This window comes from Algoriella sp. (genome assembly GCF_036647415.1).
Classification (GTDB): Bacteria; Bacteroidota; Bacteroidia; order Flavobacteriales; family Weeksellaceae; genus Empedobacter.
This window is the reverse complement of the sequence record NZ_JAVXKG010000017.1, coordinates 48041-64447: the sequence shown is the minus strand read 5'-3', so window position 1 is coordinate 64447 and position 16407 is coordinate 48041. Positions and strand designations below refer to the sequence as shown.

Sequence of the window (16407 nt, the reverse complement as noted above, 5' to 3'; positions counted from 1 at the left end):
AGCTTTGAATTATAAAACTATTTTTGAGTTTAATAATAATTTACAATTTTTAAAAAATGTAGCTTAACTTACACTGGAAAATTCAGGGGGATATCCAGTATATTATTTAATATATTTGTTCCTAGTTAAATAATTATAATTAAATCATTTGAAAAAAATATTTTACACACTTATATGTTTTCCGTTTATTTTTTCATGTAACAAATCTGAAAAAAAAGATCAAGAAAAAACACAAACAAACTTATACAATAATTCTGTCGACAGTTCTGAAATTATTTTGGATGAAGAATTAGCTGATACAATTAAAAAAGCTGAAACAAAATTAACTACAAATCAAGAAGAGTTAATAGGTAAAGGAAATCCTACTTTAGTAAGGAAAGATAATTATGCTTTATTGCCGGAAGCTGCAAAAGCTTTTGACAAAATGAAAGCTGAGGCTAAAAAAGCAGGTTTTAATATACATGTTATTTCTAGTTATAGGAATTTTGATTATCAGAATGGAATTTGGAACAGAAAATACAATTCAAATAGCAAGGATTTAACTCCTGAAAAAAATATTCAGAAAATTATAGAATATTCTACAATTCCCGGAACTTCTAGACATCACTGGGGAACAGATTTAGATATAATACACTCTACAACTGGTATTCCTACGGATCCACTAAATGAAAAACACTTTAACAAAGGTGGAAGTATGGAAAAATTCAAAGAATGGTTGGATAAAAATTCTGAGAAATATGGTTTTTATTTAGTTTACACGAATAATCCAAGTCGAAAAGGATTTAAGTACGAACCTTGGCATTTTACATACAAACCACTTTCTCAAAAAATGCTTCAAGATTACATTAAATTAGATTTAAATACCATTTTAAAAACAGAAAAACTAGCAGGAAGTCAATCTTTTACTCCAGAATTTATTAATCAATATAAAAAAGAGCAAATTCTTGATATTAATCCCGCTATAAAATAATCATGAAAAAAATATTTACACTACTTCCTATTCTAGGAGTAAGCCTTTTATTTGGACAAGTTCATATTAATGAATTTGATATGAAAACAAAAAATAATAATGCTGAAATTTTTATAGAATTAAAAAGCGCTCAACCCAATTATTCTTTAGACGGTTATCAACTTGTTTTTGTGAAACAAGACGACAAAGATGATACTAAGAACTATTTGTATTACAAGATTAATCTAGTTGATGTAACAACAGACAAAGATGGTTTTTTAGTGATCGGTAGCAAAACTGTTAATCCACAGCCAACGGTCACATTTAATACTAAAATCGCTGAAAACACTCCGATGATTGTAGGGTTATATTATGGTGCTGATACTATAAAAATGTATGAACATAATGATAATTTGAAGCTTATAGAAGGTTTTGCGTATAATTATGATTCCAAACCTTTTCCTGCATTTTATACTAATATTGCTGATAATACTTTTTCTGACATTGATGATAACTTATCTTTTCAACGAGATGAATATTTTGATTTTGTTACAAAAAAACCAACACCTGGATATGATTTTTATAACCCAAAAGTAACTTTTTCTGATGATGAATATATAACGGATAGTGTTCCTGAAAAAGTGAAACCTGAAATTGCTCAAAAATCATCAACTAATTTCAAAACAAGTAAGTTTTATTTTCCTGACGGAAGAGTGTTAGAGGGATATTTTCCGAATGAAATACATACAGGAAAAGGTGTTTATACCTTTACAAATGGAGATTCTTACGAAGGTGATATTGTAGATGACGAAATGACTGGTTTTGGCGTTTTTAAATGGAAAAACGGCGATCGTTATGAAGGAATGTTCTTAAAAGGCGTGTTGAACGGAAGAGGAACTATGTATTTTACTGACGGTGATCGATACGAAGGTTTCTTTAAAAACAATCTTTTTCATGGAAAAGGAAAATTACTAAAAACAAATGGTAAAACTGAAGAAGGAGAATTCTTCGAAGGAAATATAAAAGAATAAGAGGCTAATAAGCCTCTTATTTTTTATTTGATAATTAAATTTAGTGTGTTAGAATCTAATTCTCCGTTAAAATATTTATCTAAAACCAACGTAAATAAATTGTCTTCATTCTTTTCAATAAATGCAAAAAGTGTCATACAAGATTTTAATTTGAGATTATCAGGAAAGTAAAAAATATTTTCAATTTTTGTTTCATTACTTTCTATCAACACTTTTGTAATTTGCTTTAATCTAACTCCAAGAGTCGAATCATTTAAATATTCATTTGCTTCGTCCAAACTTTGTATAGAATAATAATTAGCCGTTTCACTAGAGCCAAGTCCTTTGTATTGTGGAAAAATAAACCACATCCAATGAGAAATTTTTCGTCCATTCTTCACCTCTTGTAAAGCTCTTTCAAAATCTATTTCTTGGGCTTCTAAAAATCTATTCAAATTAAATTGCATTTATTGTAAATAAGCCGTTTCTACCCAACCTTTGGATGTTTTGTTCTCCGAATTTGTAAACTCTACATAAGCAAAATCTTTTACAACTTCTTGTACATAAACAATTTCATTTGTTGTAAATCTTGCTTTTCGTTTATCATTAAAATTTGGCGAATTATAAAAATGTGCAGGATAACGATCACTTGCAATTACTCTATACTGATTATAAGGCTGAATATGAGAAGCTGAACTTTCTTGCTCTTGCATCGCTTGTTGTTGAATCTGCTTTTCTTCGTCTAATTTCTTTTTCTCATTAGCAACATATTGCGCATTAGAGTTAACCTTTCTATTTTTTTCTGCTAATTCGCTTTGTTGTTTTAGCAGCTCAAGTTCTTTTACTTTTAACTCCAACTCCTTTACCTTTTGGTCTTCTTTATTAGAACAAGAAACCGTTGCTCCAAAAAGAACTGTAAGTAGAATTATATTTTTCATAGAATTATATTTTATTTAATTATTGGTTACAGTAACTTTTCCGACTCCATTAATTTGAACTCTTTTAGGTTCTTGCGAGACCAAAAGTCCATAGGCATTTTTATCTTTTTTCCTGTATTCTTCTGTTGCTATTTCACACTCTTGTTGTGTAGAAAATGGTCCAATATAAACACTGTAAAATTTAGCACCACTTAACGAAGCATAATCTGGTATCCATAAATAATTTGCTTGATAACCTTTATTTTCTAGCTTTATTACTTCGTTTTTTGCATCCGATTCAGTTTTTACTGCAGCAACACTTACCATATAAAAAGACGATTCAATATTCGGACTTACAGCTTCTACTAATTTTATCCAACCGTAGTCATATTTGTATTTATCAATAATAACGTGTTCATCATTTATCAATAATTTATTTTTTCGATCAAATCTTTTGCCGAAATAATGAAATTTGTCTGACAGAAAATTATCCCGTTCAAAATCACCTTGATCTGTTTGTAAATAGTATTCGTAAAAAAATATTTCTCGATCAGTTTCTTTGCTGTGATATATTGCGATATCATCTTTTCCATCAAAATTATAATCGCCAACTACAATGTTTCCGTCATATAATTTATCACTCCATTGTTTTGAAATATTATAATTTTTGGACAACGATTTTACTTGGTCACATTGTTTGTAAAAATTAATTTCTGAAGCTATTATCTTAGGTTGTGTTGTAATTTTTTTTAGGATATTGTTCTTCTTGTCCGTAATTTGAACAACAAATTCTATCGCTCCATTTGCAATGTTGTTATCTTGATTAATTTTGAAATTTACATTAAACTGATCGGATAAATTGTTATAATCACAGTTTAATTGGGTGTTTTCTGAAACTACTTCACTTACATTTTTCTCATTATTACAGCTTGTAATCAAAAGAAAAATAGTTACATATATTAGAAATTTCGTATTCATTAAATAATAATTAATTACTGAAATTAAAATTAGGATAACCATTATCCCCTATAATTTTTATCCAACCTGTAGTATAGTTTAGAATATAATAATCAGATTCTGGAAAAATAATTTCAGACACTTCAGCCCATTGCCCTTTTTTATTTCCAGTAAAAACAACGTAATAATTACCTATATCTGGGTGAATTTGTCCGATTAATTCTGATTTTGAACTTGGTGATTTTCTCACATTCATAACTATTCCATTTGGAGAAATATACATTTCATGATTTACAAAGTAATCTATAAAACTCTCTGGTTTGAAATTATATTTTTTTAATTCTAATGCATTAACATAATATGTTCCAGAAACATCTAATTGTAGAAACAAGCCATTTTTAGATTTATAAACCAATGAAGAAATTTTAGTATCACTATTATAAAGTTCTTTAACCTCTAAAACATTATTACTGTTTTTTGAAGCAAAATTTTCCCATTGATTAAATTCTACATTCCCAACTTTTTTAAAATTAGAATCATAAAGTGAAATAATTTTCGAGTTTTCTCCTCTATTAAAATTAGTAATTAAACCTCTTTCTGGAGCATTCGGAAAAGGGTCATTTACTTCTTCTGTCATTGTCCAGGAATTGTTGTTGTATGCATATTTTTTTATAGCAGATTTATCTTGTATAACAATTGTTTTACCATTCACATCATATTTTTTACTAAAATAATCGGTATCATCAGACAAAAAATTATCTATCTTAAACTCGCCACTCGCATCTTGTAAATAATAATTGTAATATGCTTTGTTGTCTTGTTTACGGTTATAAACCGCAAAATCATCTTTTCCATCAAAATTAAAATCTCCTACAACTACATTACCATCAAAAGATTCTATGTCAAAACTCTTCGCTAAATTATATTTTGTTGCTAAGGATTTCACTTGATCACAGATCTTGTATTTATCCAATTCATCCGTTGAAATACTAGGTTGAGAAACAATTGTTTTCAAAACTTTGTTGTTTTTATCTAAAATCTGAACCGCATAATCTACACCAGCTGTTGCTTTTTTGGGATCTTTATTGATCACAAATTTCACGTTAAATTGATTGGATAAATTGTTGTAATCACAATTTAATTGGGTATTTTCTGAGATTATATTTTCAGAAGATCCTCCTCCAATTTTTTCTTTAATTTCATTACAACCCGAAACCAATGTCCCAATTGCTAGGTATAAAAATAGTTGTTTTGTCTTCATAAGTTTATTGTGTTATTTTGTTAATCAATGTATAATTCTGTGATTTTACCATTTTTATCAAATTTATAAATACCGTAATAAATCACATTTTTTTCGCTTCCACCATCAACCTGATAGTTGTGATTAATCTTTACTTTATAGGTATTATCAGCAATTTTATTAATCGAAGAAATTTCTTTTTCTTCATACGTTATACTCGACCACCAATCGTTGTAAATCGATTTTAATTGACTTTTTGAAAGGTTATTTTTCGTTTTATATCTTGAAATTTTTGAAGAAAATAAATCACTCAAACCATTTCCATTTTTATTATTCTCAAAAGAAATAGATTTTTGAAGAATTGCTTTTGCTTGATCTTCGGAAAACGAAACTTCTTTTTTGACAGGAGCTTCATTAACCACAATTGGTTTTTCTATTTCAACTTTCTTTGCAAATTCTGGAGTTTTTACCTCTTTTTTTTTTGCTTCCGTTTTCGTTTCATTCTGATCAGGAAATTCTACCGAATTTTCCATTGGTTGAGTTGATATAGAATCTTGTATTTGTTCTTGAGAAACAGAAATTGGTTGTTCTTTTTTATCAGATTTTAAAAACCAATAACCTGCACCTAATAAAAATAATAAGGCTACAACTCCACCGATCATATACAATTTGTTGTTAGATGATGGGGTATTTGGATTTAACGAATCAATTGTTGAACTATCATTGGTATAAACTTCTTCTTCATTTTGAATACTTGTTTTTCTAAAAGATTCTTCAATAAAGTTGGTGTTTTCATTAATGACAAATTCTTTGATTATTCCGTCATAATTAATGAAAATCTTTTGTCCTAAGTAATCCTCTTTATCAATTTCAAAAGGCGTTTTTCCTATTTTATCAAAATTTTGATTCCTTACAATTGCTCCTTCTGGAACAGAATTTATACTAATTTTCATGTTTAGTTTATAATTTATTGTCTATGTAATTAATTAGCCCATTTTCATTGAATCGAATATAAATAAATGGAAATCGTTCTACACGGACATTGTCTTTATTTGTATAGGTATATTTTAAATCTACTTTATAAAATTCACCTTCTTTACTAATTGAAAGAATTTCATTTTTTGGATCTTGGATCTTGGCAGAACCATTATAAAATGCTGTATTTAACATCGTTTCTGTAATTCCGTCAACTTCCCAATAATGTAAATTAGTTAAATCAAAAAGTGATTTTAAGTATTGATAATTTTTCTGATCTTCAAAATATAAATAATGTTCAATTTTTTGTTCATTTGATATCTTACTAAATTGTTCACTTGTTAATTGTTGATGGATATCCATTGTAGGAATTTCGCTTTTAGAATTCGACAAGAAATAAACACCTCCACCAATCGCTAAGAGAAACAAAACAAGTGCTACCCAAATTAAACTATTTTTTGAAAATTTACTCTTTTCTTCTGTTTGAATTGTAACAGATTCTTCTGTAACTGAATGATTAACAATTTGAGTTTCTACTTCTGGTTGAACTGTAATTATTGGTTCTTCTATTTTCTCAAATTCTACAAAAACAGACTGTGTTTCTTCTGTAATGATCATTTTCTTTGAATCATCACCGTAATTTATACTTATAGATTGATTTAGAAAATCTTCTTTATCAATAAAATTTGGGGTTTTACCAATAATATCAAAATTCTCATTTCGTATAATTGCTCCTTCTGGAAAAGAATTAACTTGAATTTTCATCTTGTTCTATAATTTAGTAACCATCATAATAATAAACCGAAGAATCTACTAGAATAACTGAAGGATCAACTTCAGCTACTGCAGAATCAACAACAGAATCATCATAATAATATTGATTAGGTGTAGAATCATCTACGACTACAGAATCAACAACCGCTGCAGCAGAGTCAACATATGCCGCCAGAGAATCAATAACCATAGATTCTTCTTCAGAATTATCTCGAACATAAAAATCTGAAAACACTGCATTATTGTACAAAATAACTATAATCATTGCTACAAATAACAATCCAACATACCACCAAAAAACAGAACGTTGAGTTGTATCTACATATTCAGATGAGTCTTCGACTTCTTTAGGTTTTGGTACTTCATTAGTCACTGCTGAGTTATTAAAATCAACAAAAACATCATTCATTCCATAATAAATATCAATTTTTTTGATATTACTTTTCTCTGTAACAATAATTTGAAAAGGATGATCTCTTTCTTTAATTTCTAACGTATAAGGTGTTCTGCCAAAAACTTCGTACTCACTATCTCGTACTGTTGATCCTGTTGGCGAAGATGTAATGACAATTTTCTGTACTTTTTCATCTGAGCGGGTATCTTCTGGTAAATTTTGTACTGAGTTTTGTACCGGATAATCTTCAGCATTATGATCATTTGAAACTTGATTTTCTGTTTTTTCTGGCTCTACTAAAGCTTCAAAATCAAGGTAATTATTTGCTGCTTGATTCTCATAACTCTTGATTAATGAATAAGCAATAGAATTTTCAATTTGATTTAAATCTTGCGAATTAAATGTAAAAATTAAATTATTAGACTGAATTGAATTATCAGTTTTAGCAATTTCTAATGCACTTAGAATCATTGCAAAAAACGCCAAGTCTTTGTTATGTAAATTGACAAAAGAATCTTTATTAATATTAGTTGTCTCAAACTCTGGAATGTATAAATCGTCTAAAAACGTCAATACTAATTCATTATTAGCGTTTACTCTAATTGTTTTGAATGTTAAATTTCCATGTGCAAATTGCTTTACTTTTAATTGAGAAGATAAATCTTTTAGATCATTTTGAAGTTTTGATACCAATTCTGGCAAAAAAGAAATATTATCAAAATAAGTATCTAATGAAATAGATTGTTGATCATCTAATAAAACAACAGAAGAGGTTTTACCATTGATATTAATTTCATTTTCTTTAAACTCTAATTTTGGGATAAAACTAAGGTTATAATTTCCGATTATTTTTGCTAAACTTTTGTATCTATTTTCAGCATTTTTATTCAGATCTGTGAAGCAAACTAAGATACATTCTTTTCCATCTATTTTACATTTTACATGTAAGGTTTCTTCTCCTGAAAACAATAAATAATTGTTCTCTGAATGTAAAATTTCAACATTGGTTAATGATGAAAAAAAATCAAGTTTATTACTCTGAAATACTTGATTATACGTCAATATATCTGGTTGCATATTTTTGTCTATTTAGTGTTGTATTTTCTCTAAAATTAAATAATTTATTTTATATTTATCAGTATAAAATTTAACTATGTTTTTAAACCCATTTTCTTTAAAAGGACGTATCAGGAGAACTGAATATTGGTTAACCAATTTAATCTACTCAATACTTTATATTACCTATTCAGTTATGATTACTGAATCCCCATATGATTCTCCAATAATTATATTTTTTGGATTATTATTTCTTCCTTTTTTTTGGATTTTGATTGCACAATCTGTAAAACGTAGTCACGATATTGGTAACAGTGGTTGGTTTAACTTAATCCCTTTTTATGGGTTATTTTTACTTTTTGGAAATAGTGATGATGGCGATAATAAATATGGAAGTAACCCCAAAAGATAATTAAAAGTCTCTCTAAAATAAGAGAGACTTTTTTGTATTATTTATTTCGGTAATTCTTCTTTCTTAGCTTCTTCAACCAAAGGTTTCGTTTTATCTTGACAATATTTCTCCTCAATAAAAGTGGATTGATTAAACGATGTAGGATTTTTCTTGACATCATTAATCTTATCTACTAAAAATGGATTGAACATCTTATCTTCATTCATTAATTCATTAAATTTAATAATTGGTTCTTCCGTTTTCTTTTTAGCGATAATATTATCAAAATCCTTCGATTTGAACGTAGCAATAGAAATACCTGATTTTATAACCCCTTGTTGTACTTTCGTTATAACTTCTGTCGCATTACACGCATTATCTTTATAATTAACCAAAGCTTCAGTTATAGAGTTTTTATCTACTTCTACTTTTGATGTTTTATCAAATGTTGGTAAATTATGTAGTCTTGCAATCGCAGACGAAACTTTTACCGAATCGTATTTCTGTTTTAGAATATCTGTATAAACTTCATCCATTGCCTTTAGATAATCTGTAAAAACAATTGATTTTTCAGCTCTTTTATAAATTTCTGAATTCTTATCTTCTGCTGCTAAAATACTTTCTACCATTAATTGTGCTTGGCTAATCGTATTTTTATCTTCTTCCTTTAAAATTTTAAATCCTTGCGTTTTGAAATAATCATCAGAATAAAAATTGTTAAACGTTGAAATAAAATATTTTGAATTTACTTTTGTCAAAATATCTTTTAACTGTTTATTTTCGACTTTCAGTTTTTCTAATTCTTCTTTATCTTTAGAATTTACAACTACAGTTTTTTGTTCATTTTTTGTTTCGACAATCTCAGTATTTTTCACTTTATTCTTATCTCTTTTATCCCTTTTATTTTGAGCAAAAATGATACAAGGTAATAAGATTAAGATGTATTTTATTTTCATAATTATTCAAATTCTACTTCAACACTATTTAACTTTCTTTCTCTGTCGTATTCTTCAAATCTACTTTTGTACGAATTCAATTTAGAAACTGCATTTGATTTGATACTCGTAAATTTTCCTTTTGACTTATATTGATTATCTAATCCAGGCATATTTTCAGCTTCGTTTTTCAATGAAGTGTATTTTCCTGTAGAAAAACTTGCCAGATTTCCATTGGTAAAAGATGTTACTTTCCCAGGAAACGAATTGGCATAATAATCGTATTTCGGGATTTGAGTTTTATAAAAATCTATTCTAGCATCCTTTCCTATCGCTTTTTCTAAACTTGACAAATAAGACAAAACCGTATTTTTATCTCCATTTCCTTGGTTAAGGAAATAATCAGCCTTGTTAAATACATGTTTTTTGTAAACACTATTTAATTCTTCTGTTAAATAAATTACTGATGAAGATTCTATCAAACCTTGTTCTTTTGATGAATTAATTTCCATTAACAAGGTTGAATATTGCTCTGGTTGAAAATTATCTTTTCTGAAATTTTCAATCTTTTTTTCTAAATCATTTTTATTAGAACCTGCTTTATTATTCACCATTTCTGGTCCCGAAATACTAGAACCTTCAAAAACTGTAATTCCACCTATCAATAACAAACCGATGACAATTACACTTCCTAATATGATTAATTTTCTTTTTTCCATTACTGTAAAATTGTATTAACCTCTAAACCTCTTTTATTTTCTGTCTCTATTTTTTTAGGAATAGAATTTTCGATTTTCACCTTTTCTATTACTTTTGGTTTAGGGACTTCTATTTTAGACTCTATAATTTTGTTTTTTTTCTCAGAAACAGTAGGACTTGAATTCTTAAATTGAATCTTTTTTTCTTCTTGATAAATTGAATCTTTTTTCAAGGCAGACTTTATAGAATCGTTTATTTTAATTTTTTTTAACTCGACTTCTTCTTTTTTTTCGAATTCTTTTACCCGATTTTCTAATAATTCAATTTTCTTTTCAAACTTTTCTGCTGTCCCTTTTTCTCTTTTTGAAATTGAATCATCATCAATCATCATTATCCCACACATAAAAATAAAGCTTGAGAACAATGCACTTCCTAATATGATTAAATTTCGTTTATTCATTATTGTAAACCTATATTTGGTTCAAGGCTTTTTACGGTTTTCACTTCTTTTACTGTTTTAGTCTTTTCTTCAGCCTTTGGTTTAGAAACTTCTGTTTTAGGTTCAGTCGCATTATTATTTTTAGGTTTAGGAGAAGTTACTTTATCTGTATTATTTGTAGAATTAACATTGTTATCAACGGATGTATTTTCTTTTGGGGAAGTTGTAGTTGTTTCGCTATCATTAGGTAATTTTAAACCTTGATATTTTGCTTCTTCTACAATTTTATTCCATTGAATTTCTGTAATATTATTGCTTTTTAAAAAGATTGAAAGATTGTCCTTATTTAACCTTTCTAATTCTCCTTTGTTATATAATTCATCAAATGACTTATAATATTCTACAGATTTTTCATCTTTATTTTTGAAATAATAATTTCTCAAACTTGGGCTAACAGTATCTATTTGATAATAATCATTATTAATTGGCACTTTTTTCCCTCCAAAAGAAATCGTATCTTTTGAGTTATGTTTTACTATAATAAATGTTGGCTCGTATAAAACATTACTATCTTTCACTACTTCTTCATTATTTATTTTTTCAACTTCAGTATCTTCTTTTTCTTTAAAGAATTTATCATATGAGAAATATCCTCCTATTCCCAATGCAAAAACGCCTAAAATTGCTACAATAATAATTGGTGTGTTATCTTTTTTGGGTTGAGTTGATCTTGGTTGGATAGGTTTAGAAATTACAATAGGTTTTCTTAATTCATTAAAATCTGCAACTGGAATATTTTTCTTTTCTGTTGTAGAATATTTTAACGTTCCTGCTAAACTTGATGGATAAATTATTTTAAAATTTTCTTGACTAACTGTTCTAAAATCAATTGGTAGATTATTTTGTGTAATTTCTCTTAAGATATGGTCAGAATTATCAAAGTTTGCCTTCTTTGTTTTGTAATCATTAAAGGAATCTAATCCATACGCTTTCACTTGATCTTCTGCTAATGATTTTGTAACATCAAAAACATAGAGTTTTTCTATTGTAAAAACCTTTTCATCGTTCAACTTTTCTGTTAAAGCTGTAAAATTATTTGGATCAAAATAAGCGACAAATTGTTTTTTCTCTGTCAAATAAAGAAATGATTTAACTTCTGTTCCGTCCAATAAATTTTGAATTATTGTATAATCTTGTCCAGCTAAAGTATTATTGTTTTTATGTTCTAAATATTTAGCTTCAATTTTATCAAAAAGACTAATCAGATTAATTGGTTTGATAAACTTATTGTTGAAATATAATTTGATTGCATAATAACCAGAACGTCCAAACTCATCGGTAACATTAGGGTTAACGTAAGTATATACTTTGTATGATTTTGTAACCTCAACACTATAAAATTTTGATTGATTGACTAATTGCGTCGCCAAAATTCTTTCGTCTTGCGTTGTTTGGATTACTTCACTATTATTACTATCTAAATCAGAAGAAATGTATTGTGTGTTTAACCCTGACGTTGTTTCTTGTATAATTATTCCGAATTGATTCATAGTTTTTTAGATTAATTAAATAAACTCCATTTTCCTCCTTTTACAACAAAAGAATCTTCTATCAAATTGTTTAGCACAATTGAAGAATAGTTACGATTAAAATCTTCTACAATAAATTCATAACTTACTTTACCAATAGAATATGGTAAAACTTTAATTTTAAATTTATTCTTTGACTCATCTCTGATACTCGTACAGTTATTTAATAAGTTTTTGAATTCTTCATTCAAAAATTCATATGCTAAATCAACATCCGGACGATTATCTCCATCATATCGACTTTCTTTTATAGCATCAAATTTATTAGCAACTAAATAAACTGCATCAGTTTGATTTAAGATTCCGCTACTTTTGAACATATTAAGAATATTCACATAAACTAAACTTTGATCTAAAGCACTTTTAGCGTCAGCATAATTTGTATCATGTGCCAAAGAATCAATCACAAAAATTAAAATCTTTTTGTTAGAATTTTTGATGTATTTCAATAAATCGTCCACATTCGCATTGTTGAACATATTAACATACAACTCTCCTGGAACCTCAACGACATTAAATGGATGTTTCTTTTTATTATCATCATTTAAAGACATTGCTACATAGTTATATGAACCCGAAGCGGTAGCATTAGGTAAAACACCCCTTGATAAATCTGAAACGATTTGCGTTTGATAAACTGCTCCATCATTACTGTAAGTATCTGGCAAAAGAATACCTTCTTTATTCGCAACATTCAATAAACCTGAGAGCATAGTCGATTTTCCTGAACCTGGTAATCCTACAAAATAAACATCTGTACGACCTTCTTCCATCGGCGGTAAATCATCAATTTTCTTAAAAATAGTTACGCGATTAGAGTTTGAATAATATTTGATTGAATTAATTATCCTTTGAGAAATTCCTTCATCTTCTAAATCATCAAATGAGATATATCCATTGTTTATTTTATTTCTTATCTCATCAACCGTAACTCTTTTACGAACAACTTTTTTAAGAAATTCATTTTTTTCTTCTTGAATTTTAAATTTAGCTAATCGTTCTTCTTCTTCTTTTCTAGCAATCTCTGCTGCTGCGCGTTCTTTAGCCGCTTCAAGATTTATTTGACCTTCAATTTGGCGAATTTTTTCTACTGTTAACCCAGCTTGTTTAAATTCTTCTATAGAAATTTCTCCTTTTTCTATTAATGAAATAAGATTAGAAACTTCTAAAGTATTTGCATTTTGTAATATGATTCTTTTCTGTACGTCGTTCATGGTGTTTTCTTTTATAATTCTATAGATCCTCCGTTATTACTTGATCCCTCTTGCATTTTATTTGTCGTATTATTATACGATCTTACTTTTTCTGTAAAAAATGGAATTAAAATAAAACCATTGATCAATAACACAACGATAATTGGAAGTATGTAATTTGGGGTAAATTTTTTATTAAATTCATTTGGAGTGCCTAATGGAAGGCTTTCTTTGTTGTAATTAATTACAATAGGAGAATTATCAATCGGAAATTGTGCTATTTTTTCATTAATTAAATTGATGGATTGATCTATATAATCATTCAAAGTAGAATATGTACCTACTAAACTTAATCTTTTCCAGTTAGTAAAAGTACTTTTATATTTCTCCGTATTTTTCTTCGTTATTGAATCAAAGTTAGCGGCGTTTGTTTCTATATTTTTGATGATTGGTGTCAATTTAGCGTTCGCAACTTGATCAACATTAAGATACGTTCTGTCACTTAAAACCTTTGCATCAATACTATAAGGTTTTGAAGTTAATTCATTAAGAGTACTATTAGAACCTGTGTTTTTATAACTTTTAAGTTTAGTTTTAAGATCATTTTCAAAATCTTCTATTACTTTTTTAGAACGGTCTTTGTAAATAGTTGTCGCACTATCTACAATTGTTAATTTTGATAATGCATCGTCTTGAATTTGTTTTTTAGCATTGAATTCAACATTCACAAAATGTGACATCAAAACAAAACTAACGAAGAATAATCCAATGTAAAAAAACCACAAAACAGATGAAGAATGAATAAATTTATTTTTAAACATTAACTCCTTGTTCTTAGCTAATAATTGAACTAAGAAATAGTAACATATTATAATTAATGTACTTACTAATGCACTGAATATAATATTCCCTTGTAAGATATATAATAACCCTAAAAAATTCGCGATAAATAATATTAATAAAAATATCGACGATACGATATCTACAAATAAAAAATTCTGTTGTTTCATTTTTTCTAAATTGATTTTATTCTAAGTTGTTTTATACTGTTGACTTCTTCTGTATTCTTCATCAATAATGACATCACATCATTAAATTTGTAATTAGGATATTTAGATTTTATTAAACCTATAAACCCACTAATAATTGGTGCTGACATACTTGTACCGTCTAAATATTCGTATTGATTATTTGGTTTAGCTCCATAAATTTCTTCGCCAGGAGCATAAATTGTATTATAATTTCCGAAATTACTAAAACTCGCAATGGTATTTTTACGGGAAACCGTACCGACCTTAATTGTTTGATTAGATCGTTGAAAAGCATCAAGACCTGTTAAGACACTACTATTCCCTGCAGCAATTACACAAATAGAATTTCGTTCGTTTGCATAAAGAAATAAATCATTCCAAAACTCTTGTAAATCACCTGCATCAGAATTGATTACTTCCTTTTGTTGTTGTAAAGAAAGATTTCCCAATTCTAACGGAATTTCTGATCCTAATGATAAATTAATAACAGCTGCTTTATTTTTTACCGCATATAGAATAGCATCAATCACATAAGACATCGACATTATTCCATTTTCGTCCTCAACTTTTATCGGCATATAATCACAATTTGGACATATACCTTGATACCTATTGCTGTTACCTACTGCAATTGATGCAACGTGTGTACCATGATTCTGACTAGATGGATTAACCTGATTTGTTTTTGAAATAACATTATAAGACTTTACATCTTTTCCTCGCAACGATTCGTGCTGGGTATCAAAACCATTGTCAATAACCGCAATAATTGTTTTTTTTGTTCCTAAAGTTGTTCTCCAAGCATTCCGAATGTCTATTTGATTCATAAACGGAGCTTCTTCTTCGTTTATAGCAACATTGTTATTTGTGCTTTCAAAAATCATCTCATCCCAAACAAGCAAACTGTCATTCTTCATATTTTTCTTAACCTCATCTTTAAAAATTTCTCGATCTAAATCGGGTAATTTTACTTGAAGACGATTGATGACAGAATCTATATAAACAATTTGATAAGTAGAATCTTTGTAGACTTTTTTCAATTCATCTGCAAATTGATAAATGTCTTTCGACTTATTTTTTAATGCAATATTAACCAGGTTGGAAACGATTCGTCTATTTGCAATAGAATCTATAATTAAATCGTCTTGATTAATAGGTTGTAATACATGTACAGCTTTATCTTGTCTATAATCAATCTCTTGTTGTGAAAAATATTTTCCATTTGAAAAATTATTGAAGACAACCCACCAAAAAAAAACACTTACAATCACAAAAAAAATGATTGAGAAATAATAATAAAAAGGGTATTTAATTTTTTCTTTCATTATTGTGGACAGTTAACAACATATTCCCACATTGTACCAGCTTCTGGTGCAGACATTTTTACTATACATGTATTTGGTTGACCAGGTAACGCTTGATAATTGAAACTTAAATTCCCTTGTCCAGAAACCAAATTTGTTGAAGTCGCTACTATTTTTCCGTTGTAGATAACCTCAATCTTATCTGGAACATCCATCATATCAAAATTTATAACTACTCTACCAGGTGAATTTCCTAGATTATGAGTTGTCTCTGTCATACCTTGTCCTCCAGATTCTACTTTTGCGTTACATTGTACTGTATTTTGCTTTTCACGTAAGTTACATTGCGCTAATTGTTCCTCCAGATTCTTGATATAACGATCTTTTCCTTTCAAACTTTCGCGTGCATCAACTAATTCAGTGTTTTTCTGATTAATTATATCTTGATAAGGTTTAAAATTAACCTTCCATAACAAAGCATATATCAATAAGCCTAATAATGAAAATAATAGGATGTAATATAACCACCAATATTTATAAAAAAACTTGCTCAT

General features: G+C 28.0%; 18 protein-coding genes. 3 read left to right on the top strand and 15 right to left on the bottom strand.

Annotated elements, in window-relative coordinates; genetic code table 11:
- Positions 1–148: 148 nt before the first annotated feature.
- Both RSC72_RS08835 and RSC72_RS08830 read left to right on the top strand, forming a co-directional pair.
- On the top strand, positions 149–970 hold the full coding sequence (locus tag RSC72_RS08835) for a M15 family metallopeptidase (protein ID WP_291095383.1): 822 nt from the start codon (positions 149–151) through the stop codon (positions 968–970).
- Between the two features lie 2 nt (positions 971–972).
- Complete coding sequence (locus tag RSC72_RS08830) at positions 973–1980, top strand: MORN repeat-containing protein (protein ID WP_092908569.1); 1008 nt, start codon at positions 973–975, stop codon at positions 1978–1980.
- Between the two features lie 23 nt (positions 1981–2003).
- On the opposite strand, the gene RSC72_RS08825 is transcribed toward RSC72_RS08830, so the two are convergent.
- From RSC72_RS08825 to RSC72_RS08795, 7 genes are read right to left on the bottom strand one after another with little or no spacing between them, the layout of a single operon-like run.
- Positions 2004–2426, bottom strand: a complete 423-nt coding sequence (locus RSC72_RS08825; protein WP_092908568.1) for a DUF1810 domain-containing protein — start codon at positions 2424–2426, stop codon at positions 2004–2006.
- Complete coding sequence (locus tag RSC72_RS08820) at positions 2427–2897, bottom strand: hypothetical protein (RefSeq protein ID WP_092908567.1); 471 nt, start codon at positions 2895–2897, stop codon at positions 2427–2429.
- 15 nt (positions 2898–2912) lie between these two features.
- Entirely contained in the window at positions 2913–3854 is a 942-nt protein-coding gene (locus RSC72_RS08815) for an SPOR domain-containing protein (protein WP_177190303.1), read from the bottom strand.
- 10 nt (positions 3855–3864) lie between these two features.
- A complete protein-coding gene (locus RSC72_RS08810; RefSeq protein WP_291095391.1) occupies positions 3865–5094 on the bottom strand; it encodes an XAC2610-related protein in 1230 nt (409 codons plus the stop codon).
- A gap of 20 nt (positions 5095–5114) precedes the next feature.
- Positions 5115–6026, bottom strand: coding sequence for a hypothetical protein (locus tag RSC72_RS08805; protein WP_291095393.1), 912 nt, complete (start codon positions 6024–6026; stop codon positions 5115–5117).
- A gap of 7 nt (positions 6027–6033) precedes the next feature.
- Positions 6034–6813, bottom strand: coding sequence for a hypothetical protein (locus tag RSC72_RS08800; protein ID WP_291095395.1), 780 nt, complete (start codon positions 6811–6813; stop codon positions 6034–6036).
- A 13-nt stretch (positions 6814–6826) separates the two neighbouring features.
- A complete protein-coding gene (locus RSC72_RS08795) occupies positions 6827–8293 on the bottom strand; it encodes a hypothetical protein (RefSeq protein WP_291095397.1) in 1467 nt (488 codons plus the stop codon).
- A 76-nt stretch (positions 8294–8369) separates the two neighbouring features.
- Between RSC72_RS08795 and RSC72_RS08790 the strand changes: the two genes are divergently transcribed.
- Positions 8370–8684 (top strand): DUF805 domain-containing protein, encoded by a 315-nt coding sequence (locus RSC72_RS08790; protein WP_291095399.1) that lies wholly within the window; start codon positions 8370–8372, stop codon positions 8682–8684.
- Positions 8685–8725: 41 nt separating this feature from the next.
- On the opposite strand, the gene RSC72_RS08785 is transcribed toward RSC72_RS08790, so the two are convergent.
- The 8 genes from RSC72_RS08785 to RSC72_RS08750 form a co-directional block, all read right to left on the bottom strand.
- Positions 8726–9619 (bottom strand): hypothetical protein, encoded by an 894-nt coding sequence (locus RSC72_RS08785; RefSeq protein WP_332545476.1) that lies wholly within the window; start codon positions 9617–9619, stop codon positions 8726–8728.
- A 2-nt stretch (positions 9620–9621) separates the two neighbouring features.
- Entirely contained in the window at positions 9622–10317 is a 696-nt protein-coding gene (locus RSC72_RS08780; protein ID WP_291095403.1) for a hypothetical protein, read from the bottom strand.
- Positions 10317–10757 carry a hypothetical protein gene (locus RSC72_RS08775; protein ID WP_291095404.1) on the bottom strand — a complete coding sequence of 147 codons (441 nt, stop codon included), beginning with the start codon at positions 10755–10757 and terminating at the stop codon, positions 10317–10319. The genes RSC72_RS08780 and RSC72_RS08775 overlap by 1 nt, the downstream gene beginning before the upstream one ends.
- A complete protein-coding gene (locus tag RSC72_RS08770; protein WP_291095406.1) occupies positions 10757–12286 on the bottom strand; it encodes a hypothetical protein in 1530 nt (509 codons plus the stop codon). The genes RSC72_RS08775 and RSC72_RS08770 overlap by 1 nt, the downstream gene beginning before the upstream one ends.
- 11 nt (positions 12287–12297) lie before the next feature.
- Positions 12298–13539 (bottom strand): hypothetical protein, encoded by a 1242-nt coding sequence (locus RSC72_RS08765; RefSeq protein ID WP_291095408.1) that lies wholly within the window; start codon positions 13537–13539, stop codon positions 12298–12300.
- A gap of 11 nt (positions 13540–13550) precedes the next feature.
- Complete coding sequence (locus tag RSC72_RS08760; RefSeq protein ID WP_291095410.1) at positions 13551–14339, bottom strand: hypothetical protein; 789 nt, start codon at positions 14337–14339, stop codon at positions 13551–13553.
- Between the two features lie 194 nt (positions 14340–14533).
- Complete coding sequence (locus RSC72_RS08755) at positions 14534–15874, bottom strand: S8 family peptidase (protein ID WP_291095412.1); 1341 nt, start codon at positions 15872–15874, stop codon at positions 14534–14536.
- A complete protein-coding gene (locus tag RSC72_RS08750; RefSeq protein ID WP_291095414.1) occupies positions 15874–16407 on the bottom strand; it encodes a hypothetical protein in 534 nt (177 codons plus the stop codon). Before RSC72_RS08750 ends, RSC72_RS08755 begins: the two co-directional genes overlap by 1 nt.